The following is a 26,792-nucleotide window of genomic DNA, read 5'->3' as shown; positions in this document are numbered from 1 at the left end:
CTTCCGTAAGCTTGATTACATATTTTCTGGGTCTTGCCATAGGAATCACCGCCGTTTTTTTCTTAGTATATACCAAAACAGCTGTATTTACCAGTATGTTTTAACTATATATCAACATGTCAGTACAGTAGTATATTATATCTCAACAAATGAATGTTGGGATTAGTTGTTTTGTTTGTGAAAGAGAGGGAATGATGTAATGAAAAATGTTATTAAAAAATTTACAAAAGTGGCGCTGGTGTTCACATTCGTATTTGCATGTACTGCTACAGCATATGCATATAATACAAAGTTTTCTTTCGATTTGACATCCGGCATGTTTAGCCCGTGGAAGTATTCTTCTGAGGCATATAAGTATTCTGCAGATGAAAATCCTGTTGTGGAATGCACATATGTTGAACCGAGTGATGCAACATTTACATATGATATTGTAAACTCAAATGATGAATCCAGAGTAGTTGCATTTTCCGCAGAAGGTACTTTTGCGACTCGTGAATTTGAACGCAATACAACCGTTCAGAATAAGAAGTATAGACTTCGTGTAAAGAGAGACAGCGGTGCATGGAATTCTTCGGCAAATACGCAGGGCACATGGAATATTGATTCCTACTAAAATAACACCTAAATCGTATTTAGTAACAATGTTTATTTAATCCCAACATTCTTTTAAATTAAGTAGGTGGCATTATTATGAGAAGTGAATTAAAAAGAGCTTTGCTTAAAAAATCTAATATTATTCTTATCGTTGCAGTTGTTGGATTGATGATTATAAATGCATATTATGGCGGCTGGAGAACGGCATTGAAAATAGATTCTGCCCAAGATATACAAAACATAGATGATATTATATTTTATAAAAAATATTATGGAAACATGTACAGAGTGTGGGAAAGTTCATATTATATGATACAGGCATTGGCACCAGTGATACTTGTTGCGCCATATCTAAGTACATATTTATTAGAGAAAACAAATCGTTTTAGATATTTTTGTGTTGGCAGAAAAGGAAATTTGAAGTATATTATACACAAAACATTTGCTATTGCGTTATCTGGCACAGCATTATTGGCTTTTTCTGAGATGCTTTTTGCGGTTGTTACTGGTTTATTAACACAACATGATACAGCTCTTGAATTTGTGCAGGGAATAGTATCTTTTAAAGAAGACTATTTTATAGAAAATCCTATGTTGTATTTTGCTTTAGTTTTTATTTCACATATTATATACTATTTTGGTTTTTTGATTTTTGCTATAGGAGTAACGTCTTTTTTTAAAAACAAGATCGCTGTAATCGTAACACCTTTTATAATAGTAGGGGTATTGGATATGGTTTTACCAACAGCATTGCAACCCAATGTGGTTATGCGGCCATATCAAGGGGCATTTCGTATTAGCGGATATTGTGTTTTGATAGGTATATATGTTATTGTTGGTTTGATATTATTGATGGTTTCGGAGAAGATCTACCAAAAAAGAGGAAATTGATGTATATGAAACGGTTTCGTTTTATAAAAAATAAGTTAAGACTGATTTACACATCGCCATTAATATATTTGATGATATTTCTTCAAGTCTTTTTTTTGATTATTTACATGTATATCAATAAATTCACTACTATTTCTGGTTATTTTAGCCTTTTGAAAAAGGATCTTTTTTTGTGGTTTATTTGTATTCCTATTATGGTGATTCAGCATAAGTCAAGTGTTTTCTCTACATACTACAGTTGTATTTCGAGAACGTGCAGTAAACGCAGAATGATCTTTGAAGATTGCGTTATATTGGCAATATCTACTTGCATATCTACTTGTATAGTATTATCCACGCCAATATTTTTTTTGCTGATAAAAGGTGTATCACTTGTTAGTCCAGAATTGATTATAACATTTTTCTTTCTATTGATTCGATATATATTGCTTGGATTGCTAATTCAGTATATAATTTATACCATTAGGTTTGCATATCCGAATCTCCAAAAAAGGGGAGGAAGTGTTTGCGTATTACCATTTCTCCTTTATCTTATATTTACATCTCCAATGGAGGTTTTAAGAATAAAAGGACAATACATACCAATATTAGATTTTTCGGCTGGTGAAAGTTATGTTTTTTCAATTGATGGTGTTAATTTATGGGACTCCGTTGTCTTTTTTAATATTCACTTGATTGGATACTTAGTGCTGTATATCTGGATTACAATTAATTATTTTTCTAAGAGATGGGAGTTTTTAGAGAATGAAAGTGTTGACGCTCTTTAAAATAATCGTTAAAGAGTTTAAAAAAGATATTTTATTTTCCATTATACTTTTTGCTTTGGTAGATTTTATTTATGCAAATTTTACAGGTGTTCAACTTAACGAAGAAAGCGGCAGTATTTTCTGGCAAGGAGGAAACGATATTTATTTTTGGGGTTTCAGTACTGTCTTATTAAAGCTTTTAAATGTATCGATTGTATTTATTGCCGTAGGGAAAATTGTTGATAAATTATCTTGTGATATAATGATCTATATTCTTTCGAGGACAACTAATTATAAGAAATTTATATATGCTTATTCGGCGGTGGTTATTATTTTGGGGGAAATCCTGCTTACTATCTCTCACATTGTATACTATTGTTTTTCGGGATTTTATTTAGAGCAGACCGCATCAAGTCTTTTCTATTTAGCAGTAGACGATTTGGGCTTTTTAGGAATTATGATTTTATATATTATTGCAAACGATTGCTATTCGATAGAAAACAGTTTTTTATATATAATTGCAGTATATATATTAAACACATTTTTGCCCATACCAATTTTACCTGCAATGTCAACTGTTAGATTCTTAGTTCTCAGAAGTCGTATTGGTTTCGTAAAGATATTGTTATTGATTGCAGGTATGGATTTGTGTATTGCAATTTTTTATGGTGCTTTAATTAGAAAAAGGAGAGTAAACATATGTTGAAAATAAGCGGATTGTCAAAAAAATTCAAGAAAAAGGTAATAATTGATAATGTTGATCTGGAATTGGAATTCGGAAATATATATGGTTTTATAGGACCAAACGGATCAGGGAAATCGGTATTTTTTAAAACTATTTGCGGCTTCTTGAAAGCTGATAGTGGAACTGTTGTCTTAAATGATCAAGTTATTGGTAAGGATATTGATTTTTTGCCTGATTTGGGTGTCCTCATTGAAAAGCCAGGATTCATAGAAAACTATACACAATATGATAATTTGAAATATTTAGCCCAAATAAAGAACATCATAAACGATGAGGAAATAAGAACTGCATTGGAAATGGTGGGACTGGAGCTTGACAATAATGAAAAAGTTAAAAATTTTTCTTTAGGTATGCGTCAGAGACTTGCTATAGCTCAGGCAATTATGGAAAAACAAAAGATCCTTATTTTAGATGAACCATTTAATGGATTAGATAAACAGGGTGTGGCGCAAATAAAACAATTACTTTTAGAATTAAAGTCTCCGGACAGACTTATTTTGCTTACAAGCCATATTGCTGGTGATATTGAGGAATTGTCAGATTATATTTTTGAATTTACTGCAGGAAAGATTATTCCCGTGAGTCTACAGGATGCTTGAAGATGTTAATGCATTTACTGAGAGGCTGATAGCAAATATTATGACAGCCAGTATGGTCTTGGTTTGGATGACATAGTGACTGTGTGTATATTAATGACATCAAAGAAATGGTTTCCTGGTACGCATTTACATTCATATATGATAATGCCGCTTTCTTTTTAGCACATGAAAGTTTTTACGAAAGTGATGTATCATGTTGCATAGTACGATGTGCAGAGGAAGAAAATTATGAATTACAAATAATTAAAAGGGGGTGCTTATTGTTGAACGCTAATAGACATCCTAAAATGCATAGGGAAAAGAGGGCGATAGTATCGGACGAATAATGATAATTGAGTTTAATGGAAAGGATACTTCGGTTTTTGATGAGATGCTGGCAATCTTAAAACATCACCCAAATTTTGAATATATACAAATGAATGACGAATCGATACTGTCAGTATCAGGGTTGGAGATTTATCCAAGTCGCAGAAAGATATACCGTGGTCGGCAGGAGATCAGCCTTATTGCAAAAGAGTATGATCTCTTCTGCTTTCTGGTAATGAATAAGGGGCAGGTTCTCACTTATGAGCAGATATATCATAAGGTATGGGGAGATGAGGCATTCGGTAGTGAGAACAATGCAGTGAAATGCCAGATCAAGAACCTGCGAGGGAAACTGTATCGAGCGATGCCGGATGCCTCATTTACTATCCGCTGTGTCAGAGAAGTCGGGTACTGTTTTGAAGTGGCATCAGAGGAATAACAAATTACAAACAGCAGGATTTTGAAACATGCAGTCTAGGTTTCTTTTTTGCCCATTGTCAGATCCAATTTGCAAATCTTTATAAAAAATCGCTGTCCAAGATAAGTATTTATGTGAATAATTGATTGTTATATACATTTTTTACAGAAAAATGCAAGACATATCTCAATCTTGTCCTGATAAGGCATATATAATTTTTGTTAGGCGCACAGGATTTTTTACTTCCTAAAATGAGCTAAAACCCATGATGTAATCGGCCTAAAAACAATATAAAGAACATAACCGACCATTCCGCCGATTACATTTGTAATTAAATCCGTGATGTCTGCAGAACGAAAACCGTTAATAAGCGGTTGTAGTAATTCAATACCTAAACTAATAAAAAAGCAAAAGAAAACCGTCCTGCAAAATCCGACGGCGGGATCATGCGTCATAGGGAACAAAAAACCAAACGGTAGCATCATAATAACATTCAACAAAATCTGCCGCACGAAATCCCCGCGTCCTGTTAAAACATCTACAAACGGAACCATATTCATAAGTTTGTACGGATGGTTCAGAATGAACGGTAGAGATGTTATGACAGGCATGAGGGTGAAGTAAAGTACAAAGGACAAATATACATACATCAGCGTATTGACGAGCAGTACATCTTTGCCTTTTAATTTCCATTTTCTGAAAAAAACAAAGGTGTATAATAAAACTAGTGCTATGATATCTATTAGGTATTTCATTGTATCCTTTCTTTAATAACATTCGATTTTATGTACATCAATTTTGACAATAAAATTGTCTAAGAGTTCTTACAATTACATTATATCAATTTTCATACACAAATGCAAGATTTACCCTAATTTAGAATGTTTTATAAATCAAAAGGAAAAGACTTGTTTTAAACTTTATAAGAGATATCTATTAAAAATTATAATATATAGTGTCAGTATTATATGCTTTTATCGCGCAAAGACTATAAAAATACAACTTATTTGTCAAAATGCGTTCTTCCGTGTCATAATTTGCGATATTTTACATCAGTTCTACACTTTATATACACTTAACTTACATTTGTGTATTCTATAATATCCCTATTGGCAGATTACCAAGGGGAAAAGAGGTGCTAGGAAACCGAATATCCCCGGAAAGGGGATAATATGGAGTCGATGCCGTATAAAGTAGAATATTATACACTCTCCATACACACCGCAGTTCACCAAGGAACTGCGGTATTTTTATGCCCGACAAAATGCCCCATTCCCCCACCTGATTATATAGAAAGCCCTATAATTTTACAAAAGAGCGCACCCTGCAAAAAGGGTCTGCGCTCTTTTTATGTCAGGAAAAACTGCCGCGGCCCGCCGCCTGTCCTTCGTTTTTAAGAAATTCGGAAATGAAGGAGGACAAGCCTATGGCAAAGGCATACAGAATCCCGGATTACAGGAAGATGTATCCGGATGCGGGCGGGGAAGTGATCAGCCTGCTTAAAACCACAGAAAGAAAAATGCAGTACCAGGAATATGACCTGAAGATGGAGCAGACCATCGTAAGCCAGGAGGACCAGACCATAACCACCATACCCAGCAGGGAGGATTCCCTGGAACGGCTGGCAGACCAAGAGGTGCAGTTTGCCGGGGAAACCGAGAGCGTGGAGGAAACTGTGCTGCGGAAGATCCAGTACGCGCAGTTACATAAAGCGCTCTCCCTGCTCTCTGATGATGAGCGGGAGCTGATAGACCGCCTGTTTTTCCAAGGCCAGACCGAGCGGGAAGCGGCAGCGGACATGGGGATATACCGCAATGCCATACACAAGCGGAAGAACCGCATCCTGGGGAAACTGAAAAATTTTTTGGAAAATTTTTGATTTCAGGGTGTGCAAAACGCCCTGCCAACGTGGAAGTAAGTAGAGGGGAATTTTTCCTCCCCTCTGCCCATTGAAAAATACCGCCGCCAGGCGGTCATATCCAGCAGCATAGATACGTTAGCTGTCCAGCTTGAAAGAGCAAAGCGGAGCGGAGGGCACGCCAGGACCACCTGCAGGGCAAAACCTGTCAAAAAGATGACATCAAAGGTGCAGAGCGGCAAATGCCCGTCCCAAGGCGGCCTGTGGCGGGCCGTTTGCCATGAAATGGACAGCCTATAATGATACTTCCGTCCAGTCACAGCCCCGCAGGAGCGGGATCACGCAATGAGGGCGGCCCGGAGAGATCCTCGGAGGGGTGCGAATCCCATGACGGCCTTAAGCCAGGGCCGGTCTTTGCCTGCTGCCTATGGGCGCATCCTGCGCCCGCTCCGGGGAGTAGTGTCGAACAGGGGCATATAGAAATAAAAGACGAAGGACAGGCATTTTCCGGGCCGGGGAATTCCCCGGAGGGGAAATGCCTTCATGATAGAAACTACGGCGGCAGACAGCCGGGGAGCCGGGAGGATGTATCCAAACGGCAGCACCGGGAGCTGCCGCCGTCCTTGTGTCATGAAAATATAAAAATGATGTTTGAAAGCAGATGTTTTCACAGGAGGGAATGCATGGATCAGAAAACCATAGACATGATGGGAAAGATTATGGATACGGAGCGGATGGGCTATGCCTATGTGTATCCGTCAGACGTTGGTACAATGGGTGAAGGGACTCCCACGGGGGAATACCTGATTGCCACAACGCCTGAGAACCTGGCGGATTTTATCAGCAGCCACCGTGACGCATACAGGATAACTGTCACAGACATCGCGGACAGGCCCTTCCTTGACATCAGCGGGGGCTTTATCAACGGCAGACCGGAGCCGGGGATGCGCACGAAGATCTTTAACCGGCTGGCAAAAATCCAGACCGGGGAGATAGCAGCCGGGGAAATCCTCCAGCTTGACAGGAAGCAGGCAGATGCATATTTTGCGGCGGAGGACAGGGCAGTGACCATGGCGGAATACGGCATGGAACTTGGATAAGGGCAGGGAGGTATCCTGCCAGAAAGGAGGAAACGGACATGGGCATCAGGAGGGGCGACATTTATTATGCCGACCTGGCACCGGTGGTCGGGAGCGAGCAGGGCGGCACGCGGCCTGTGCTGATCATACAGAATGACATGGGGAACCGGCACAGCCCCACGGTGATCGCGGCGGCCATTACCAGCAGGCAGGGGAAGAAACCGCTCCCCACCCACATCAGGCTGGAGGACAGCCCCTGCGGGCTGGAACAGGAATCCACCGTCCTGCTGGAGCAGGTGCGCACCATTGACCGTGCCAGGCTGAAGGAATACATAGGCCGGGCGGGCAGGGCGACCATGCAGGATGTGGACCATGCCATAGCGGTCAGCCTCGGGCTGGAGGGGATACTTTTCCCCCAGGAGGAACCGGAACCGCAGGCAAGGAAAGAGGGAGATTAGAGGCCCTCCGGCAAACGGATGCCGGACAGAAAGGGGGAACGGCTTATGGAAAGCAGGAAACGGGCATGGGCATATTGCTCAATCGATGCACCGGAGGATGAAAATGACGCATTAAAGAAACAGCGACAGCTGCTCTGTGGATATGCGGAGCAGATGGAATTTGAAATTGCAGGCAGCTCCAGCGACATCGGGAGGAAGCCGCTGTGGGAGCGCAGCGGCTTTCGGCGTTTTGTGGATGCCGCCACTAGGGGGGAGGTTGATATCCTGCTGGTAACCAGCCGCCGCTGCCTGACGCATTCGTCCATGCAGATGGCGCAGCTTAAGGCGTTGGCGGAGGGCTGCGGCCTACAGGTGTATTCCCCGCTGACCGGGCCGATGGAACTGATATAGGCAGAAAAAAGGAGGCAGGCATGGAGCAGAGGGAATTTGAACACTGGCAGGCGGTGACATCCAGCAGCCGGCACATGTGGGTGGAGGATGCGGTGACACGGATGAACGGGCGCGGCTGCCTCTATTACAGCGGCGGGGAATCCGGGATCTATATGCGCATCACCCAGGACGGGACGCTGCAGGTCGGGAATTATGAGGGAGCCATCCCCCATATCGGGGAGGCGCTGTTCAGGCCGGGGGCGGAGAGGAAATGCGGCGGCTTCAACGAGGCGTTCCAGCTGGCCTGCGAATTGGGCGGCAGGAAATTCCTGGCTGACATGTTCTCCGGCAGCCAGGTCCCCCAGATGGCGGAAACGGGAGGCATGGCACAGTCCATGCAGATCTGAGGGTGGAACCCCACAGGACATGGAAAACAGGATCACAGACAGAAAGAAACATATTGGAACCGAAGGGAGGGAAGGACATGGCGTGGATCATTGGAACGGCAGTGTTTATCATACTTTTTCTGGCCGCCATCTATGTGGTGGCTGGCATAGCGGTCAGCGTGGCAGGGAGCTATCAGACTGACTGACACCCTTTTGTCGGTCCTGCCATATTTGGGGCAGAAATGTTTGTTGGGTATGGATATGGATAACATCACGCCTACACAGTATACTGTGTATGGCGTCAGGGAAGGAGGCGGAAGCGGATGAAACGGTATACGGTGGAGACAGCGGTCGAGGGCACGACAAAGTATTTCTATATCATGGACGGGGAGACGCTGGACATCGCCCTGCTTCCGAGCAAGTATCTGAAACACAAGATAAAGGCAAACCTTTCCCCGAACACGGTAAAGAGGTACGCTTTTTCCATCTGCTGTTACCTGGAATACCTGGCGGAAAAGGGCCTGGACTTCCAGACGGTCTGCGGCATGGGGTATGAGGAACAGAGCAGCCATTTCACGCAGTTCCTGTACTGGCTGAAAGAGGGATGCCATACAGAAAAAAAGAAAACAGGGGATGCCGACAATGGGACCTGCAACGCATACTTAAAGGATGTGTTCGGGTTCTATCTTTTTATGTCGGAATGCGGATATGCGCCGAGCCTGCGGGTGCTTTCCTACAGCCAGATCACGGTGCCGAATGCGGCAGGCGTCAAGAGGACGCTGCGGTGCAGGTCTTTCGGCGGCTACATGAAAGCGGAGGAACGGAATGTGAGGGCGGCAGGCGAAGAAGAAATCATCGCCGCCCTGCAGGCATGCACCAACAGCCGGGACCAGCTGCTCCTCCTGCTGATCGCAGAGACCGGGTTCCGCATCGGGGAGATCCTGGGAGTGTACTATGCAAGGGACATCGACTATGGGAGACATACCATCGGTGTGTACTTCCGCGACGACAACGAGAACGATGCCCGCGCAAAGAATGCGGAGTACCGGAAAGCCAAGATCAGCGATGATGCCTTTGAATTCCTGATGGGATACCTCGCCGAGTACAGGGAACTCCTCCAGCACCAGGATTACCTGTTCATCAACGTCTCCGGCGATACCGCGGGGCAGCCGCTGAAAGTGGACAGCGTCTACGCCATGCTGGATCGGGTGGCGGAAAAGACAGGGACGGAACTGACGCCGCACATGCTGCGGAGGTATTTCGCAGTCACAAGATGGAATGCAGGCTGGCCGCTGGAACTGATCAGCCAGGCCCTTGGGCATAAGCACCTGGATACCACGATCAAATACCTGGGCATCCTGGACGACAAGCTGCTGGAGGCGAGCCGGGAGTTCTATGAGAAGCATTCCGTAAATTACGGCATCGGGAAGATGCCATAGGAAAGGGTGGTGGGTATGCAGGCATACCAATACCTGCAGGCGGCGCCGCAGGAGGACACAGGACAATTACAGGAACAGCTGGAGAGGGAGCTTGCGGAATGCACAGAGATACTCCCCACACACCGCAATAAACTCAGGGCATTCATGGAGGGCAGGGGAATCTGGCATATCTGTGATTTGGACTACCCGGCAAGGGCAGCATATGAGCAGTTCCTGAAAGGGCAGTTCCGATCCACGGCATACATGGCATACCTGAAGGCCATGGACCTGGTCAAGCTGCACTCCATCAAAGAGCAGGTGAGGGCGGTACGGGAAAGGGGAAGGCCCACGGCAGAATACGGAAACGGAATCCTGTTCCTGCCATACCATCCGGACCCGGAGATTGCGGAGCGGTTCATCGATGCCGCCAACAAGGGCAGGCTGGCATGGGATTTCGGGCAGAAAGCGCCGGAGAAGATGAAACGACAGATTTTTGCCAGCCTGCATTATGTCATCGGGAATTATAATGGGGACCAGCTACAGGTTCATCTCCGCAGGCTTAAAGAACTGTACGGTTTCTGCATTGACAGGAAGATTGCCAGCATTGACGGGATTGAACTTGTGCAGGCGGAAGAATTTGAGGAAACCATGCAGGCATCCGGGGAAAAAGGAGCGGCATACGGCATCATCGACCTATGCAGGAAGGCGCTTTTTATGCAGGCTGCCGAAATTTGCTGGGATGCAAATGTGTGGTACATGGAACGCCTGCACATACAGCCGGAACGCCTGAACCCAGCAAAACCGGTAAAGGCTATGTCGTTTTTGGAGGTTACGCACAAGGGAAACCGGGAACTTCTGAAGAAATACATGCGTTATGGGATAGGGGTCACGAACCTGTCAATCAGCGTCCTGCGGACAGAGATGATATGGGTAAGGAACTTCCTGTCAGAGGCAGGGCGGGAAGATATCTGCCAGGCCACAGGGAAGCAGATGGAGGAATACTTCCTGAAACTGGCGGACAAGGGACTCCAGCCGAAATCCTATAATGCGCAGGTCATGAGCATACAGCATTTTTTCAACTTCCTGATCGCAAGGGGGTACATTGAGAGGGCGCCATTCTGTGTGGATTATTACCTGAAAAAAGTGGTGCCGAAACATAATGACAGGAGCGTGGATGCAGAAATCCGGGCTGAGATACTGCAAAAGCTCCCCGGTTTCCCGGAGGACATCCGGCTGATGTACCTGCATCTGTGGGGCATCGGCCTGCGCATCAGCGAGGTCTGCATACTGAAGGGGGATGCCTATTACATACAGGGAAAGGATGCATGGGTACAGGTCTACCAGACGAAGATGCGGAGTTATAAGCGGATACCCATACCATACGCCCTGTACCGCCTGATGATGGTATACCTGAAAAAACATCAGATAGGGCCGGATGATTATGCGTTCCAGAACAGCCAGGGCGAAGCCTACAGGAGCGCCACATTCCGGCTGAAGATGCAGGAATGCTGTGAAAAAAACGGCATAAAAGGAGGGGAATACATTTTCAGGTCCCACGACTACCGCCACGGCATAGCCACTCTGTTTTACGACAGCGGGGTATCCCTGCAGGGCGTGAGGGATTATCTGGGCCATGTCTATGAGGAAATGACCCAGCAGTATATAGACTACATGCCAAGGAAGATAGAAAAAGCAAACGAAAAATATTTTAAGGAGCACGGCAGCCTTGCGGCCGGCCTGAAGATAAGGAAAGGAGGGAGCGGCAGTGATGGAAAACAGGATCAGCCTGAAAGGACTGGAAAGCTATAAAGCGGCAACGGACATCCAGAGGAAACGGATGGGGAAAGACCCTCACTATGACCTGGGCGGCGTCCCGGCAGATAAGATGCGGGAAGAATTTGCGGCATTCATCCTGCACAGGGCAGGGAGCGTGTCCCTGATGACCGTTTATGGGGAGAGACAGTTTTTCAAAAAAGTATGCATTTTCCTGCAGAAACGAGCAAAGCGTGTGGAAAGCTTCGGCGACCGTGACACAGAAACATGGCTGCGGCAGTTTAAGGGATGGATGATGTCAGAGGGCATCCCGCAGACTTTCGAGAAGCACGGGGTATACGGGAGCGTGAGCACAGGCAGGAGCAGGCTTCTCTGTTATTTTATCCAGTTACTGGAATTCACAGGGCAAAAAAGGATGCAGGGGGATGAGACAGATAAGGATATATGGGAAATCGAAAGGCTGGATATCCCGGTCAGGGCGAACCCCATAAAGAATTACAGGACAGTCAATTTCACCAAAATATCACAGCCTGGGATACGGGAGGAACTGAAAAAGGGCATATACCTGAACCTCCAGAAAGAAGCAATCGCCTGCGTACAGAAAGAGATGACGGCAATGCGCCGGCTGTCAGAATACCTGGCCGCCAGGCAGAAAGAGGTGCAGTCCTGCCGGGATATCAGCAGGGAAGTCCTGGAGGAATACCTGACATACCTGAAAACGGAGGATATAGAAACCAAGAGTTTCCATGCGGACTTAAACAGGCTCAGGGCCATCCTGGAGAGCATCGGCAAGGTGTGCGGCTATGCCAACCTGGAGCTGCTGTTCTTAAACCGGGACATCCCGCCGGCCCGCCAGCCGGAATTCAAAGTATACTCTGACAGCGAACTGCAGAGGCTGAATGCCGGGACCGTGAAGCTGGATGAACAGATTGCCAGGGCAATGATCATACACCAGATGCTGGGCACACGGATCTCCGACACGCTGACGCTCCAGACGGACTGCCTGTACGACAGCGGCGGGGAAACGATCATAAGGATACGGCAGATGAAAACAAAAACTTTTGAAAAGCCGGTGAGCCACGATCTTGCAGAACTGATCCGCAAGGCAATCGCTTATACGGAGGAACGGCATGGACCGACCAAATTCATCTTTGTGGACGATAAGAATCCGGAGAATCCCCTGCCGTATAACAGGCTGCAGAACAAGGTGGTGGAAATGATCCATAAAGAAAACCTGCGGGATGACAATGGCAGGCTGTTCGGTTTCGGGAGCCATATGTTCCGGCACTATTACGGGGTGAAGCTGACGGAGATGCATCTGGACGATTTCACCATAGCCAAGCTGCTGGGGCACAGCAGCGTCCAGAACGTGAAATATTACAGGAAGATGAGCAACCAGACGCTGGCCGATGAGACACGGGAAGTCAGGAATATGCTGTCAGAGATCATCCTGCAGAATTTGGACGGATGGGAGGAAGAATATGAACAAATACGAGAAGATGCTGGAATGTAACAGGAAAGCCAGCGATGAGAAGATTGAGAGGGCGAGGAAAGCCATCTTTGAACTGATGGATGAGGGGGAAAAGGTCACAGTCCCGAAGCTGATGGAAAAAACAGGGCTTTCAAGAGGCTTTTTCTACAAGAACCCATCGGTACGCCAGACACTCGACAAGGTGCTGGAACAGCAGGGCGGCGTGAGCCATCCGAGGAAGAACATACTTGACATGGCAATGAACAACGAGATCCTGTCCCTGCAGAAACAGATCCGGGCAATGCAGCAGGAAATGGATGCCCTGCGCCAGGAGAATGAAAAGCTGAAAAAGGCGTTGGATCGGAAGAACAGGGAGCTGCTCCGGAATCTGTAAAAATACATAGCCCTTAAAGGTAAGAACCGACAGCCGACATACACAAAAGTATGCCTGTTGGTCGTTGGTATTGGCAAAGAACTTTTGAGTACATATCCTGCATGGAAATACGCCTGGGATCACAGAGTTTCGGGGCAGGATAAACACACACATATATAATGAAGAAAAAAATTGTCGAAAGTATGGCTGCGGTCATGCTTTTTTTACAGCAAACGACAGGAAAAACAAAACGCCATACACACTTTTGTATGCCGTTAGAGCCAGTGTTTACAAGGGATTGCGGGGGCAGGGTACATTTTACGGACGAACCGACCGGGGCACTGGACAGCGAAACCAGTATACAGGTCATGGAACTATTGAAAAAGGTTGCTGGGAACCGGCTGGTTGTTATGGTAACGCACAACTCGGAGCTTGCCAGGCAGTATTCTACAAGGATTGTGAAATTACGGGATGGAAGGGTTACAGATGACAGTGATCCATTTCTGCCGGAAGAAACGCCTGAAGGGGCAGGGCATAAAAGGATGGGGAAGGCAAAAATGTCCTTTCTGACTTCTCTTTCCCTAAGTTTTAATAATCTGTGGACAAAGAAGGGGCGGACGATTCTGACCGCTTTTGCCGGCTCTATCGGGATTATCGGCATTGCATTGATCCTGGCTTTGGCAGAAGGGGTAAACGGTTATATTTCAGATATACAGAAAAGCACCATGACTTCCTATCCTATTACGATTAGTTCTCAATCCGTGGATATGTCCGGGATTATGGGGGCGAGAGGCGGCAGGCGGGAAAATGAGGTTTCGGCAGAGGGAAACCGTACCAGAGTTTACGCAGATTACAGCGCTATCGAATCCAGTGAGGAAATGGCGTCAAATATTAAAGAGAACAATCTGACGGCGTTTAAGGAGTATCTGGATAATCCGGAAAGTGAAATTCACCAGTATTTAGGTGAGAATGGCGTGGTGTATTCCTATGGCGCTCATTTTGGAATTTATTCTTATGATGCTGACGGGAACCTGGTGGCCTCCGATGCGGACATAGATCAGGTCAGTGTGTCCACTCTTTCCAGTGAGGACAGTGCAGCAGGGGGCGGCCCGATGGCAAATATGGAGCGGATGAATCAGGTAATGAGCGGTTCTTCCGATGCAGGGGCTGAAAATTTCTCCGAACTGATGCCGGGGACGGACGGAAAAGCAGTCAGCACGATTCTTCTTGACAGTTATGACCTGCTGTATGGGAGCTGGCCGGAAAATTACAATGAAGTCGTCCTTGTGTTGAATGAAAATAATTCGATTCCGGCAGGGACATTATACCAGCTTGGTCTGATTACCGGGGAGGAACATAAAGAGATTACCGAACAGATTAAGAATGGGGAAGATGCAGAGGAACGTATTTGGGACTATGAGGAAATCTGCGGACATACTTTTTACATGGTTTTACCATGCGACCAGTATAAAGAAAATAAGGATGGCACGTTTACCTATATCGGGGATGATGTTATGCAGATAGAATCCCTTTTGGAAAACAGTGTAAATTTGAAGATTACCGGTATTATCCGTCCGGCGGCGGATGCTGAAAATGCGTCAATCCCTACTTCTGTGGCATACACGGTGGCGCTGACTGATTACGTGATAAAACATACAGATGAAAGCGCGGTTGTTCTGGCACAGGAAAAGACGCCGGAAGTCAATGTATTAAACGGAATCAATTTTAAAGCTGCGGATGATGAAGCAAAAGCTGCTGATGCAATGATCTATATGTCAAATATGGGGATTTCCGATAAGGCTGCTATGTATGCAAATATTCTGGAACATCAGGAGACGGATGCCCAGGAAGAGCAGGAGCATATAGAGGCCATGCAGGGCGCGCCTTCCATGAGTCCCAGTGAGATGGCGGCTATGGAAGGGGTGGAACGGACGGAAGAAGATGAAATCGAATTGGCAAGGGCACTGGATGAATGGCTGGAAAATGACCCGGATCAGGAAACCCTGGTGTCGGCTTACGATATATTTATTGCCGGGCCTACCTTTGAAGAAAACATGAGAAAATTCGGGAAGGTAAGCTACGATGCCCCGTCCTCTATCAGCATTTATACGGACAGCTTTGAGGACAAAGAAGCAGTTTCAGACTGTATCGACCGTTACAACGAGGGGGCCAAAAAGAAGGAGCAGATTACTTATACAGATTATGTGGCGCTGCTTACCAGTTCCATTACTTCGATTGTAGATGTAATTTCCTACGTGCTGATTGCGTTTGTTGCGGTGTCACTGATTGTTTCCAGTATTATGATTGGAATTATCACGCACATTTCTGTATTGGAGCGTACAAAAGAAATCGGTATTTTGCGGGCGATAGGTGCGTCAAAACGGAATATTTCACAGGTGTTCAATGCAGAGACGGTGATTGTGGGGCTGTTGGCAGGTATTCTGGGTGTGGGTGTTTCCGCTCTCCTGACCATCCCGATCACTTCGGTTATCCAGAACCTATTGGGCGCTTCGGAACTTTCTGCTTCCCTCCCGATTACGGCGGCGCTGCTCTTGCTCCTGTTAAGTGTGGCAATCACAGTCATTGCAGGATGGATTCCTTCCAGAAGGGCAGCGAAGAAAGACCCGGTAGCGGCATTGCGTACAGAGTAACAACTTTAGGAGGGGGGTGCTTTGTGCATCCCTTTCTTTCCATAACATGATTTATCAGGAGGTTTTTATGCTCAAAATATTAAAGTACATGAACCGGCGTGACTGGCTGTTTGTCGTATGCTCTCTTGTGTTTATTATCTGCGGGGTAGGACTGGACTTGCGGCTGCCGGATTACATGAGGGAGATTACAGCTTTAGTGCAGACGCCCGGAAGTGAAATGGGCGAGATTCTGTCTGCGGGAGGCTCCATGCTGCTGTGTGCGTTGGGGAGCCTTGTGACGGCTTTTATTGTAGGTTTCTTTGTGGCGCAGATTGCGGCGGGGCTTGCCATGCGGCTGCGGGAGGCTGTTTATAATAAGACGATGGATTTTTCGATGGAAGAAATCGGGAAATTTTCTACGGCGAGCCTGATTACACGCACTACCAATGATATTCAGCAGATACAGATGTTTGTGGCATTGGGGCTGCAGGCAATGATTAAAGCGCCGATTCTGGCGGTATGGGCAATCTTAAAGATAGCCGGGAAAAGCTGGCAATGGACAACCATCACGGGAGGCGCGGTTGCAACCCTTACGGTAATGCTTGGCACGGTAATCGCCCTGGTGCTGCCGAAATTTAAGAATATGCAGAAGCTCACGGATAACCTGAACCGTGTGGCAAGGGAAAATCTCACAGGTATTCGCGTGGTGCGGGCTTATAATGCGGAGGGGTATCAGGAGAAAAAGTTTGAGGGTGCAAACGAGGAACTGACAAGGACGAACCTGTTTACCAGCAGGACCATGTCCGTATTGTTTCCGGGAATGACCTTGATTATGTCCGGGCTGACGCTCGCTATCTATTGGGCGGGAGTATATATTATCAATGATGCGGCGCTCACAGACCGGCTCGGTATTTTTTCGGATATGGTGGTGTTTTCCTCTTATGCCATGCAGATCATTATGGCGTTTATGATGCTTGTTATGACTTTCATTGTGCTGCCGAGGGCGGTTGTGTCTGCAAAGCGTATCAATGAGGTGCTTGATACGGAGACAAAAATAAAGGATGGTAAAATCAGCGGTTCTGAATTATTCGAGCAGGGAGAAATTGAATTTAAGCGCGTATCGTTCCGCTACCCGGATGCGGAGGAAGCGATTCTCACAGACATCAGCTTTACCGTCCATCGGGGAGAGACAGCGGCTTTCATAGGTTCTACCGGAAGCGGCAAAAGTACCCTGATTAACCTGGTTCCCCGTTTCTACGATGTGACCGATGGGGAAATCTGTATTGACGGGATTAACATTAAAGAATATACCCAGGAGGCCCTTCACAGGAAATTGGGATATGTCTCACAGCGGGCAGTTATGTTCAGGGGAAGTGTGCTGTCCAATGTGACGTATGGAGAAAACGGGCGGCAGAGCGTGGATGAAGAATTGCTCTGGAAATCCATAGAAATCGCACAGGCGGGGGATTTTGTCCAGGGCATGGATAGTGGGTTTCATACGGCAGTTGCGCAGGGCGGAACGAATCTGTCCGGCGGGCAGAAACAACGGCTTGCCATAGCAAGGGCCATTTACCGCAGGCCGGAAATCTATATTTTTGATGATTCCTTTTCAGCTCTGGATTATAAGACAGACCGGATTCTTCGGAAAATGCTGAAACAGGAAACAGGAACGGCTACGACCTTGATTGTGGCACAGCGTATCGGTACGATCATGGATGCCGACAAGATTATCGTGCTGGATGAAGGTAAGATTGTGGGGATTGGCAGGCATAAGGAGCTTCTGGCAAATTGTCCTGTCTATCGTGAAATTGCGGAATCACAGTTATCGAAGGAGGAATTGGAAAGTGACTGAACAGAAAAATGAGATGCAGAAAAACAACGGTTCCAAACACAGGTTTGGGCCTGGAGGCGGAAGGATGGGAACGGGTTCAGCGAACCCGGGAGAAAAGGCAAAGGATTTCAGCGGTTCCCTGAAAAAGCTGTTTGCCTATTGCGGCAGATACCTTCCGGCAATCGTGCTTGCTATGGTGCTTGCGGTTACTGGCTCCATACTGAATCTGATTGGTCCGGGAAAGGTGGCAGATATGACAAATCTGATGACCGAAGGGCTGATGACGGGGATTGATGTGGAGGCGGTAGTGGAGATCGCCGTCCTGCTTGCGGCGTTGTACGGCCTGGGGTGGCTGTTCAGTCTGATCCAGGGTATGGTGATGGCGACCGTCACGCAGAAAGTATCAAAATCTCTGCGGACAGAGATTTCGCAGAAGATCAACCGACTGCCTCTTAAATATTTTGATGGAACCAGTACGGGGAATATCCTGTCCCGTGTGACAAATGATGTGGACACCATAGGGCAGACCCTGAATCAGAGTGTCGGGACACTGGTGACGGCTTCGGCTATGTTTGCCGGCTCTTTAATTATGATGTTTTATACCAACTGGATTATGGCTGTCTCTGCCATATTAGCTGCTTTTTCAGGATTTGGCTTAATGATGCTTATTATTACCCGGTCACAGAAATATTTTAAGCGGCAGCAGCAGGAGCTTGGCACATTGAACGGACATATTGAGGAAACCTATTCCGGCCATAATGTGGTGAAGGCATACAACGGTGAAAAAGCGGCGAAAAATGAGTTTCATGCAATGAATCAGCGTTTGTATCATTCCGCATGGAAAAGCCAGTTTATGTCCGGGCTGATGCAGCCGCTCATGGCCTTTGTGGGGAATCTCGGTTATGTGGTGGTCTGCGTGGTCGGTGCGGTTTTGACACTGAACGGAACCATATCATTTAGTGTAATTGTAGCATTTATGCTGTATGTCCGTCTCTTTACGCAGCCTCTTTCTCAGCTTGCACAGGCAGCCACCAGTTTACAGTCTGCGGCGGCAGCCAGTGAGCGTGTGTTTGAATTTTTAGGGGAAGAAGAACTGGCGGACGAAAGAGGGAAATCCGCTCATTTGGCAGAGGTGGACGGGAATGTGGATTTTGAGCATATCCGTTTTGGGTATAACGAAAACAAGACAATCATCCACGATTTTTCAGCTTCCGTAAAAGCCGGACAGAAAATTGCCATTGTAGGGCCTACCGGGGCGGGAAAGACCACGATGGTAAATCTCCTGATGCGGTTTTATGAGGCACAGGACGGGGAAATCAGGATTGACGGCGTGCCGATCCAGGAGCTTACCCGTGAGAATGTCCATAACCTGTTCTGTATGGTTCTGCAGGACACATGGCTGTTTGAGGGGACGATCCGTGAGAATATCGTCTATTCTAAAGAGGGCGTTACGGAGAAACAGATGGTAGCGGCCTGCAAAGCGGTGGGATTACATCATTTTATTAAAACGCTCCCGAAAGGATATGACACGGTGCTGAATGACAACGCAAGTCTGTCCGCAGGCCAGAGGCAGCTCGTCACGATTGCGAGGGCGATGATAGAAAATGCGCCCATGCTGATTCTGGACGAGGCTACAAGCTCCGTGGACACCCGTACCGAAATCCTGATCCAGAATGCAATGGATAAGCTGATGGCAGGGCGCACTTCCTTTGTAATTGCACACCGCCTGTCTACGATTAAAAATGCGGACTTGATTCTGGTTATGAAGGACGGGGATATTGTGGAAAGCGGGAATCATTCGGAGCTGCTGAAAAAGGGAGGTTTCTATGCAGAACTTTACAACAGCCAGTTTGAACGGGCATCTTGAAATGGAGGAACAGATTTTACAGTTACAAAAATTTATCAATGACAGCCGCTATACGGTTGCCATTACCGGCGCAGGGATTTCAATGTCAGCCGGAATTATGGATTTTGCACATATGAATTTTCCCTTAGTCCTGCAAATGAGTTCTTCGGCGTTGTTGAAAAGTGCGCCGAACCATTATTACAATACGGCGAGGAAAGCGTTTTTAAATGCCATGTTTGAGAACGGGCCGAGCATTGCTCATAGGAAACTGGCGGAATATGAAAGGTGCGGTCTGCTGCAGGGCGTCATAACTACGAATATTGACTGTCTGCATACGCTGGCAGGCTCCAGAAATGTGGCGGAGATTCAGGGTAGCTTTGGGTTTAATAAGTGTCTGAAATGCGAGCAGGAGTACAATGATGTGCAGATATGGAACCAGGGAAAAACCCCGCGCTGCGAAAAATGCGGAGGCGTGATTGGAGCCTTTCCTGTATATAAGCATATCGGACTGGTGGAGGATGAAGTGCGGAAAGCAAGGAGCTATGCGGCACAGGCGGAGCTTGTTATCATTATCGGCGCACAGGGCAGCTATGGCGGGGTTTATTATCCTTATATCCGGTCTGGTGCAAAGATTGTGCAGATCAATCCGAAAGCTACACAGTTTGATGATGTGTCGGTATTGAATATTCGGAAAGGGGCGGATGAAGTTTTTGCCTTGTTAGAATAAATTTTTTTGAACAGGGGGTGAATACATGGAGGAACAAAATGCAAATCATAGTTGGATTAACAATGATCCATTAACCATTGTAGAGACTGAATTTTTACATTTCTGCCTTGAATATCGGTTAGTTGAAGTAGCTGGGCAAGAGATAGAACTTACTGCAAAGGAATTTGATATATTGGCATTACTTATTTTGAACCCCCATCGCGTATTTACTTATGAAATGATTATGGACATTGTATGGAATGAAGAATGTAATAAATATTCTCGTAAAGCTATAAATAATCATATCAGCAATCTGCGAAAAAAATTAAAGACTATACCGGAAATGCCGGATTATATCAAAAGTGTTCATAGCGTCGGATATAAGTTTGAAATGTAGATGGCATTGAGATGGAATACGAGCAGATTTAGAGGCTGCTTACCAAAAACAGCAATAACGCTATACAAACGAAGTATGTTTCGGGAAAAATAAAAGGAATATCCCAAGTATAATTCTGCGTAAAGGGAGACTGACCGCATAATAGCCCTCCGTTCCTCTTTGGATTGGAGGCTTGGGGGATGTTTCCGAAAGATACAGAGCAACGACGATTTTATTATACATGTAAGGCTCTATGCGCCGTAGTCCATGAAAAAAGGATTACGGCGCTTTTTCTTTCGACATTATTCACGATTATCCAACATCATTTTTCAAACAATATAGGAGAATTGTTATTTTGTGCACCTGAATTTCTTAGGGTGCACATTATTTTTTTGAAATATAGGGGAATCCATGCTGTTTATAGCTGTCGTTCCCCGCCCTCTGATTTCGGTTCAGCCAGTCAACTAAAAAATCGAAATCGGAGGATTACCATGAAGAAAATCAATCTGCGGGAGTATTACCCGCTTTATACGCAGGACACGATTGTTGAAGTACCGGACGAGGTGGCTGATCTGCTCCGGGAATATAAGCTGGCGGAGGCTGCCTACATTCTCCGTACATACCGGCATAAGGCTTATTTTTCTTTGGACTATGACAAGAATGTTGAACGGGACGCCCTTGTGATTGTGCTGGCGCCGGAAGATGTTCTGGTTCAGGAGGAAGAACATGCGAGGCTTTACCGGGCTATTTCCCTGTTGCCTGAAAAGCAGCGGAACCGGATATGCTCGCACTATTTGCTGGGTATGAGCCTTTCGGAAATTGCCAAAAGCGAACACTCGGCGGTAAGCTCCGTGCATGAGGGAATCCAGCGCGGGCTCCGGCGCCTGAAAAAAATTCTGGAAGAAATTTAATCCTGCCCCCGAAAATAACCCTCAAAAATGAAATGAATAATAGAGGGACATATTTATCCGGCGGGACAAGCCTGGCGGGTGTGGCGGCGCACATGCAACCGCCCGCCCCAACTGAAAAACTGTCAAAACTGCCACGCCCCTCGCTTGCTCCTTGACAACCGAATACACGCTGTTACAGGTACTTCATTCTGTGTTCCGAGCGGCAGATGGGGCGGCGCGGTGACAGGCGGCCTAAGGAGGTGATGAATTGAGGCTGTCCGAGCGATCAACGCAACCCACGAAACCGGCTGTGGCAGGTCGGGCGCGACAACGACACAGATCATAATGGTACTTCTTCACGGCTCCCTAAAGACTTGGGGAGAGTTCCTGCGGCGTGCGTCTGCTCTGGCAAAGCGGCGGCGTATGCGGGGCTATGATGTGGTTATGCTATCCGCAGCCTGTAACAGCCCCGCTCTGTTCGTTCAGGGCTTGCCGGGGGGCGTGGCAAATACGGCAGCTAATCGAAATCAGATACAATGGGCCGGGTCTGTGACTTTAAGAGCGCAGGCCCGACTTATTCATGTGGTTTCGATAAAAGAAAACAGAAATCACGGAAAGGGGGAATAAATGCGGCATTATCTCCGGCAAAAGGCAAAGTAACACGCTGAAAGTTATCTCACGGTATGGTATAATCAGAAAGGCAGATTTTTGAAAACAGTACAAAGGTGGTATGCACATGAAAATATTATATGTTACAGATTTGCATGGGGATAAAAACAAATACAGGAAATCGCTGGACATTGCCGTTGAGAAAAATATCAGCGTCATTGTGAATGGCGGGGATATGCTCCCTAAACTTGGCGAAAGGCACCTGGAGCAGCCCATATTCATCAATGAGTTTTTGAAAGGCTATTTTTCAGAACTTCAAAGACACGGCATTACATATCTCGCCATGTTAGGAAATGATGATCTCCTGTCGGTGGATGGGCTGTTTGATACAGTTTGCGGGGAATATGAAAATGTTCATAATATAGCCGGCAAAAAGGTTCGTATCGGTGGATATGAATTTATTGGCATGAATCATATTTTAGACCACCCTTTCGGCTGTAAGGACAGGGTTGTTACGGAAACACATTATATTCCGCAGAGGCAGCTAAGCCCTGTCGCCGGTATTTCTAATGAGTATGGTTATGACAGGATATATAACTGGCTGGAATATTCAAGGACAGAGCTTCCGTATATGTGCGACATTCTGAATGATCTGCCTGAACCGGAAAACCCGCAGCAGACAGTCTATGTGATGCACATGCCTCCTGCCGGGTTAAGGCTGGGGCAGCTTTTGTATCAGGATTTGGATATAGGCTCTGTGGATATTTACGAGTTTCTGAAAGAGAGGCAGCCGCTGCTCTCCCTGCACGGGCATATTCACGAAAGCCCTGATACGCAAAAAGGAAGGTGGATAAACCAGATACGCAGCACAGCCTGTATTCAGACGGGCCAGACAGAGCTTCACGATAACGATATGGTCTATGCGGAGATTGACCTGCAAAGCAGGGAATACTCGCGGAAGGTTATAAATGTAAAATGACAGGAAAGCACCAGTGATGGTGCTTTTTTGTTACCCGGAAATGAGGTGGAACATGGAGAACCAAAAACAGTCAGAAACAGTCCAGATTGGGAATACGACATTTTATGTGACCGCAACTTTTTCTGGAACGGTTCAACTGCAGCATTTGATAAAAAGGCTGATACAGCAGGAAATCGAACAGGAAAACATTTCAAATTAGCCGAAAAAACAGCGCAGCAAATAGCTGAAAAAAGTTTGGAAACATGGTATAATCATAGAGTACAGAGTAGTTTGTTTGCTGTTGGAAAGGAGTAGAGATGTTAAGACAGCAGACAAAACTTCCAGTTAGATTATATGCACGTTTATCCAAGGATGACGGGGACGCAGACAAGGAAAGCAACAGCATTACCAACCAACTGCAGATGTTGAGGTATCACGCAAAGGAAAAAGGATTTGAGGTAATCGGCGAATATGTGGACGACGGCATTTCCGGGACCACCTTCGACCGGCCCGACCTGAACCGTATGATTAAGGATGCTATGGACGATACGAGGCCAACCGGAATCATGGTTAAGGATATGTCGCGTTTCGGGCGCAACAACGCCATGTTCATGTACTATGTGGAAGAAATTTTCCCCAACAATGACATTCTGTTTATTGCCCTGAATGATGATGTTGACACACGGTTTGATGAAAATGAAATGATGCCATTCAAATCCATTATGAATGAGTATTATGCCCGTGACACATCAAAGAAAATCCGCAGCGTCAAGAAAACAATGGCTTTGAATGGCGGGTTTTGCGGTTCCTTTGCCCCATATGGCTATATGGTCGATCCAAAGAACAAGCGCCAGTTGCTGGTTGACCCGGAAACAGCGCCTACCGTCAAGCGAATTTTTGAATTATCGAAGCAGGGCAACAGCGTACACCAGATTGCAAGAACTCTATGCGAGGATGGAATCTTAATCCCACGGGCATATCGGGCAATGAAGAACGGCACGCTGGACACAAGCACCGGATTCAAGTTCCCGACAGATTGGGTGGGGAAAAATGTAAAAATGATTTTGGAGAATCAAGTGTACCTGGGTCACATGGTATCTCACAAGACACAGACAAAATCATTTAAGAACAAAAAACTGGTATCTGTCCCTAAAGAGGAATGGATCATAGTCCGAAATACCCATGAGGCTATCGTGGACGAGGAAACCTTTGAGCTGGTGCAGAAATTTATCAGTGTGAAGAAACGGCCTAATAAGACAGGCTGCCCCAATATGTTTGTGGGACTTGTGAAGTGCCCGGACTGTGGCCGCAATATGGCGTTCTCCAATCCAAACGGGAGAGACCCCCGGTTCCGCTGCAGGACCTATGCGAGAAACAGCAATCTTTGTACGACGCACGCAATCTCGTATGACGCATTACAGCAGATTGTTATGGGCGACATTCAGAAGCACATTAAGAGCATGGAGGCCCTGGGCGATCAGTTTATCGAGGAAATGCACGAATTGAGCGAGAAAGGCGGCGGCCAGAAAATCAAGCAATTCAGGAAAGACCTGGAAATAGCTGAAAAGAGGATTGCAGAAATTGACAATGTGATTATGAAGCTCTTTGAGCAGAATGCCCTAGGTAAGATTACAGACGAGCGCTTCGAGAAAATGTCATCGGCTTATGAGAACGAGCAGAAAGAGCTTACCCACAAGAGGGATGACCTGAAAGCAAGGATCAGGGCCGAGGAAAAGAAAACCCAGAGTACCAATCAATTTCTGGAAACCATACGTAAATATGAAACTGTAACCGAGCTGAACCGTTCTATGCTGGTGGAGCTGATAGATAGCATTTATGTGTATCAGGCGGAGGGAACCGGCAGAGATCGTAAGCAGAAAGTAGAAATTAACTATCGTTTCCTTGCGGGGTCTCAATGTGGTATTGCCTGAAGGGAATGGAAGGAGCACGCGCATATGGTTAGATTTGATTTTGAAAAAGGAATTAAAATTAGTTGTAGACTGGAATAAGGTTGACAAAGAAGACTATTTGCCTGCAATGGAAAGAAGTCCAATTAAAGATGTGGAAATTAAGGTTTTACTGAAGGAAGCATTAACAGATCAGATAGATGATAGGGAGGTATATATGAAAGGCATTGATGTAAGTTATTATTATGAGGGATATAATACCTTTAAGACAGAAGAATTATAGGATGGACGCACTTTAATAAGCTGTCTATATTCAGTCCGACAAAATAGCAATATCTATAAACCAAGGCAAGATCCCTGTAGAGCGATAGAATATTGCCGAAAGAATAGGATTGCAGGACGATAATCAGAAAAAGGAGCCCCGATTGAAAGAATACAGAGAGGATGAAAGATTCGGATATTTCCTGAAAGAGCATCGGATAAAGTATGCGATTACTCTGGAACAGCTGTCGGAAGGACTGTGCTCCGCCAGTGAGCTGGCGCGGATTGAGGTGGGTACGCGAGCCGCGGGGAAGGCACTGCAGGACAGGCTTCTGCAGCGCCTGGGCATATCGCCGGACGTCTATGAATGCCTTCTCTTCCAGGAGGATTACATACCATGGAAAAAGCGGCAGCAGCTGCTGTACCTGACAGCCCGGGGGAGCAGGGAGAAAGCATACCGGCTTCTTGAGGAATATCGGGAGCAGTATGAGGTAAAAGCAGAAAAGGATGTGGACAGACGGCTGGAACGGCAGTTTTGCCTGAGCATGGAAGCTCAGCTTCTGCAAAGCGGGGATGTGACAGAAGTACCGGACGGAATCTGGCAGCAGGAAAAAAGACAACAGGAAAAGGCGGGGGATTTATTCAGAGAGGCCCTGGAGCTGACGGTAAATTCTCCCTCCGAGGGGATCCGTGGGAGAGTCTGCTCCGTGCAGGAGCTGAATCTGCTGCTGGAGTGGATTTATCATGAGAGGCCGCAGAACAGGGAGGAATATTACAGGGAGCTTCTGTATCAGATTGGGGACTCCAGGTTCGATGCGGTCAGCCGGGCAAAAATATACCCCAAAGTGGTATATTATCTGTGCCGGGACGGACTGGCCCTGAGAAATTGGGGGCTGGGGGAGAAGGCGGACGGTCTGGCGCTGTGTGAGGAGGCCATGGACAGACTGCGGGCGGCCGGGCGGCTGCATTATCTGTGGGAGATTCTGGGGATGTCAGAGGAGCTGGCCCGGGAGATTGCCGCAGGGCAGCGGGCTGCGGGAGCGCCCGGAAAAGCAGAGGAAGCGGAAAAGAAGATACAGAGGTGGAGAGAGCAGGCCGAGGCTCTGGAAGCGGTGCACGGGGAGTTTGGAGTCCCTGTTGAGACGAGAGATTTCTGCTGGCTGTATGATAACTTCTCGGAATCTCAATGAATGTGATTCTAACTGAAAATTGACAACTGAATATGGTGCAGGAAAAGAAATTTGAGAAAAATGGACATAAACATTGGACATAGTGGGTACTATGCCTTGAAAAA

The 26,792-nt window shown here is 46.3% G+C and carries 25 protein-coding genes and 1 pseudogene; 25 read left to right on the top strand and 1 reads right to left on the bottom strand.

Going from position 1 to position 26,792, the window contains the following annotated elements; genetic code table 11:
• Positions 1–199 precede the first annotated feature (199 nt).
• The 5 genes from NSB25_RS26600 (at position 200) to NSB25_RS26580 (ending at position 4,320) form a co-directional block, all read left to right on the top strand.
• Positions 200–613: a hypothetical protein gene (locus tag NSB25_RS26600; protein WP_103242245.1), complete on the top strand. Its 414-nt coding sequence runs from the start codon at positions 200–202 to the stop codon at positions 611–613.
• A gap of 77 nt (positions 614–690) precedes the next feature.
• Positions 691–1,485 (top strand): hypothetical protein, encoded by a 795-nt coding sequence (locus tag NSB25_RS26595; protein ID WP_103242246.1) that lies wholly within the window; start codon positions 691–693, stop codon positions 1,483–1,485.
• Positions 1,486–2,229: 744 nt separating this feature from the next.
• A complete protein-coding gene (locus NSB25_RS26590; protein ID WP_146040188.1) occupies positions 2,230–2,937 on the top strand; it encodes a hypothetical protein in 708 nt (235 codons plus the stop codon).
• A complete protein-coding gene (locus NSB25_RS26585) occupies positions 2,931–3,575 on the top strand; it encodes an ATP-binding cassette domain-containing protein (RefSeq protein WP_103242249.1) in 645 nt (214 codons plus the stop codon). Before NSB25_RS26590 ends, NSB25_RS26585 begins: the two co-directional genes overlap by 7 nt.
• Before the next feature lie 325 nt (positions 3,576–3,900).
• The gene (locus NSB25_RS26580) at positions 3,901–4,320 is read left to right on the top strand and encodes a winged helix-turn-helix domain-containing protein (protein ID WP_103242250.1); all 420 of its coding nucleotides are present in this window, start codon (positions 3,901–3,903) and stop codon (positions 4,318–4,320) included.
• 218 nt (positions 4,321–4,538) lie between these two features.
• Here NSB25_RS26580 and NSB25_RS26575 read toward each other — a convergent pair whose 3' ends face one another.
• Complete coding sequence (locus tag NSB25_RS26575; RefSeq protein ID WP_103242251.1) at positions 4,539–5,054, bottom strand: VanZ family protein; 516 nt, start codon at positions 5,052–5,054, stop codon at positions 4,539–4,541.
• Between the two features lie 671 nt (positions 5,055–5,725).
• Between NSB25_RS26575 and NSB25_RS26570 the strand changes: the two genes are divergently transcribed.
• The 20 genes and pseudogenes from NSB25_RS26570 (at position 5,726) to NSB25_RS26475 (ending at position 26,688) form a co-directional block, all read left to right on the top strand.
• Positions 5,726–6,178, top strand: a complete 453-nt coding sequence (locus NSB25_RS26570; protein ID WP_103242252.1) for a sigma-70 family RNA polymerase sigma factor — start codon at positions 5,726–5,728, stop codon at positions 6,176–6,178.
• A gap of 662 nt (positions 6,179–6,840) precedes the next feature.
• Positions 6,841–7,257, top strand: coding sequence for a hypothetical protein (locus tag NSB25_RS26565; RefSeq protein ID WP_242982615.1), 417 nt, complete (start codon positions 6,841–6,843; stop codon positions 7,255–7,257).
• Between the two features lie 38 nt (positions 7,258–7,295).
• Positions 7,296–7,694 carry a type II toxin-antitoxin system PemK/MazF family toxin gene (locus NSB25_RS26560; protein ID WP_103242253.1) on the top strand — a complete coding sequence of 133 codons (399 nt, stop codon included), beginning with the start codon at positions 7,296–7,298 and terminating at the stop codon, positions 7,692–7,694.
• A 45-nt stretch (positions 7,695–7,739) separates the two neighbouring features.
• Positions 7,740–8,084: a recombinase family protein gene (locus tag NSB25_RS26555; protein ID WP_103242269.1), complete on the top strand. Its 345-nt coding sequence runs from the start codon at positions 7,740–7,742 to the stop codon at positions 8,082–8,084.
• Between the two features lie 20 nt (positions 8,085–8,104).
• Complete coding sequence (locus NSB25_RS26550; RefSeq protein ID WP_103242254.1) at positions 8,105–8,470, top strand: hypothetical protein; 366 nt, start codon at positions 8,105–8,107, stop codon at positions 8,468–8,470.
• A gap of 302 nt (positions 8,471–8,772) precedes the next feature.
• Entirely contained in the window at positions 8,773–9,888 is a 1,116-nt protein-coding gene (locus NSB25_RS26545; protein WP_103242256.1) for a tyrosine-type recombinase/integrase, read from the top strand.
• Between the two features lie 15 nt (positions 9,889–9,903).
• Positions 9,904–11,676, top strand: coding sequence for a tyrosine-type recombinase/integrase (locus NSB25_RS26540; RefSeq protein WP_103242257.1), 1,773 nt, complete (start codon positions 9,904–9,906; stop codon positions 11,674–11,676).
• A complete protein-coding gene (locus NSB25_RS26535; RefSeq protein ID WP_103242258.1) occupies positions 11,636–13,153 on the top strand; it encodes a tyrosine-type recombinase/integrase in 1,518 nt (505 codons plus the stop codon). Before NSB25_RS26540 ends, NSB25_RS26535 begins: the two co-directional genes overlap by 41 nt.
• Positions 13,122–13,505 (top strand): DUF6262 family protein, encoded by a 384-nt coding sequence (locus NSB25_RS26530; protein WP_103242259.1) that lies wholly within the window; start codon positions 13,122–13,124, stop codon positions 13,503–13,505. Before NSB25_RS26535 ends, NSB25_RS26530 begins: the two co-directional genes overlap by 32 nt.
• A 263-nt stretch (positions 13,506–13,768) precedes the next feature.
• Positions 13,769–16,135: an ABC transporter permease gene (locus NSB25_RS26525; protein WP_242982616.1), complete on the top strand. Its 2,367-nt coding sequence runs from the start codon at positions 13,769–13,771 to the stop codon at positions 16,133–16,135.
• A gap of 67 nt (positions 16,136–16,202) precedes the next feature.
• Positions 16,203–17,966, top strand: a complete 1,764-nt coding sequence (locus NSB25_RS26520) for an ABC transporter ATP-binding protein (protein WP_103242271.1) — start codon at positions 16,203–16,205, stop codon at positions 17,964–17,966.
• Positions 17,967–17,979: 13 nt separating this feature from the next.
• Positions 17,980–19,812, top strand: a complete 1,833-nt coding sequence (locus NSB25_RS26515) for an ABC transporter ATP-binding protein (protein ID WP_103242270.1) — start codon at positions 17,980–17,982, stop codon at positions 19,810–19,812.
• A complete protein-coding gene (locus tag NSB25_RS26510; RefSeq protein ID WP_103242261.1) occupies positions 19,772–20,518 on the top strand; it encodes an SIR2 family NAD-dependent protein deacylase in 747 nt (248 codons plus the stop codon). The genes NSB25_RS26515 and NSB25_RS26510 overlap by 41 nt, the downstream gene beginning before the upstream one ends.
• Before the next feature lie 25 nt (positions 20,519–20,543).
• Positions 20,544–20,894, top strand: a complete 351-nt coding sequence (locus NSB25_RS26505; RefSeq protein ID WP_103242262.1) for a winged helix-turn-helix domain-containing protein — start codon at positions 20,544–20,546, stop codon at positions 20,892–20,894.
• Positions 20,895–21,364: 470 nt separating this feature from the next.
• On the top strand, positions 21,365–21,784 hold the full coding sequence (locus NSB25_RS26500; RefSeq protein ID WP_103242263.1) for a sigma-70 family RNA polymerase sigma factor: 420 nt from the start codon (positions 21,365–21,367) through the stop codon (positions 21,782–21,784).
• A 715-nt stretch (positions 21,785–22,499) separates the two neighbouring features.
• The gene (locus NSB25_RS26495; protein WP_103242264.1) at positions 22,500–23,351 is read left to right on the top strand and encodes a metallophosphoesterase family protein; all 852 of its coding nucleotides are present in this window, start codon (positions 22,500–22,502) and stop codon (positions 23,349–23,351) included.
• Positions 23,352–23,396: 45 nt separating this feature from the next.
• Positions 23,397–23,645 (top strand): hypothetical protein, encoded by a 249-nt coding sequence (locus NSB25_RS26490; RefSeq protein ID WP_172455288.1) that lies wholly within the window; start codon positions 23,397–23,399, stop codon positions 23,643–23,645.
• A gap of 2 nt (positions 23,646–23,647) precedes the next feature.
• Positions 23,648–25,261 carry a recombinase family protein gene (locus NSB25_RS26485; protein ID WP_103242266.1) on the top strand — a complete coding sequence of 538 codons (1,614 nt, stop codon included), beginning with the start codon at positions 23,648–23,650 and terminating at the stop codon, positions 25,259–25,261.
• Positions 25,242–25,520: pseudogene (locus NSB25_RS26480) on the top strand (protein adenylyltransferase Fic); the annotation flags it as partial. The gene NSB25_RS26485 and the pseudogene NSB25_RS26480, both read left to right, overlap by 20 nt.
• Before the next feature lie 142 nt (positions 25,521–25,662).
• A complete protein-coding gene (locus NSB25_RS26475; RefSeq protein WP_146040189.1) occupies positions 25,663–26,688 on the top strand; it encodes a helix-turn-helix domain-containing protein in 1,026 nt (341 codons plus the stop codon).
• Positions 26,689–26,792: the final 104 nt, after the last annotated feature.

Origin of the sequence: Acetatifactor muris (assembly GCF_024623325.1) — a bacterium.
GTDB lineage: Bacteria > Bacillota > Clostridia > Lachnospirales > Lachnospiraceae > Acetatifactor > Acetatifactor muris.
Note: the sequence above shows the minus strand (reverse complement) of the source record. Positions and strands in the feature narration are given on the sequence as shown.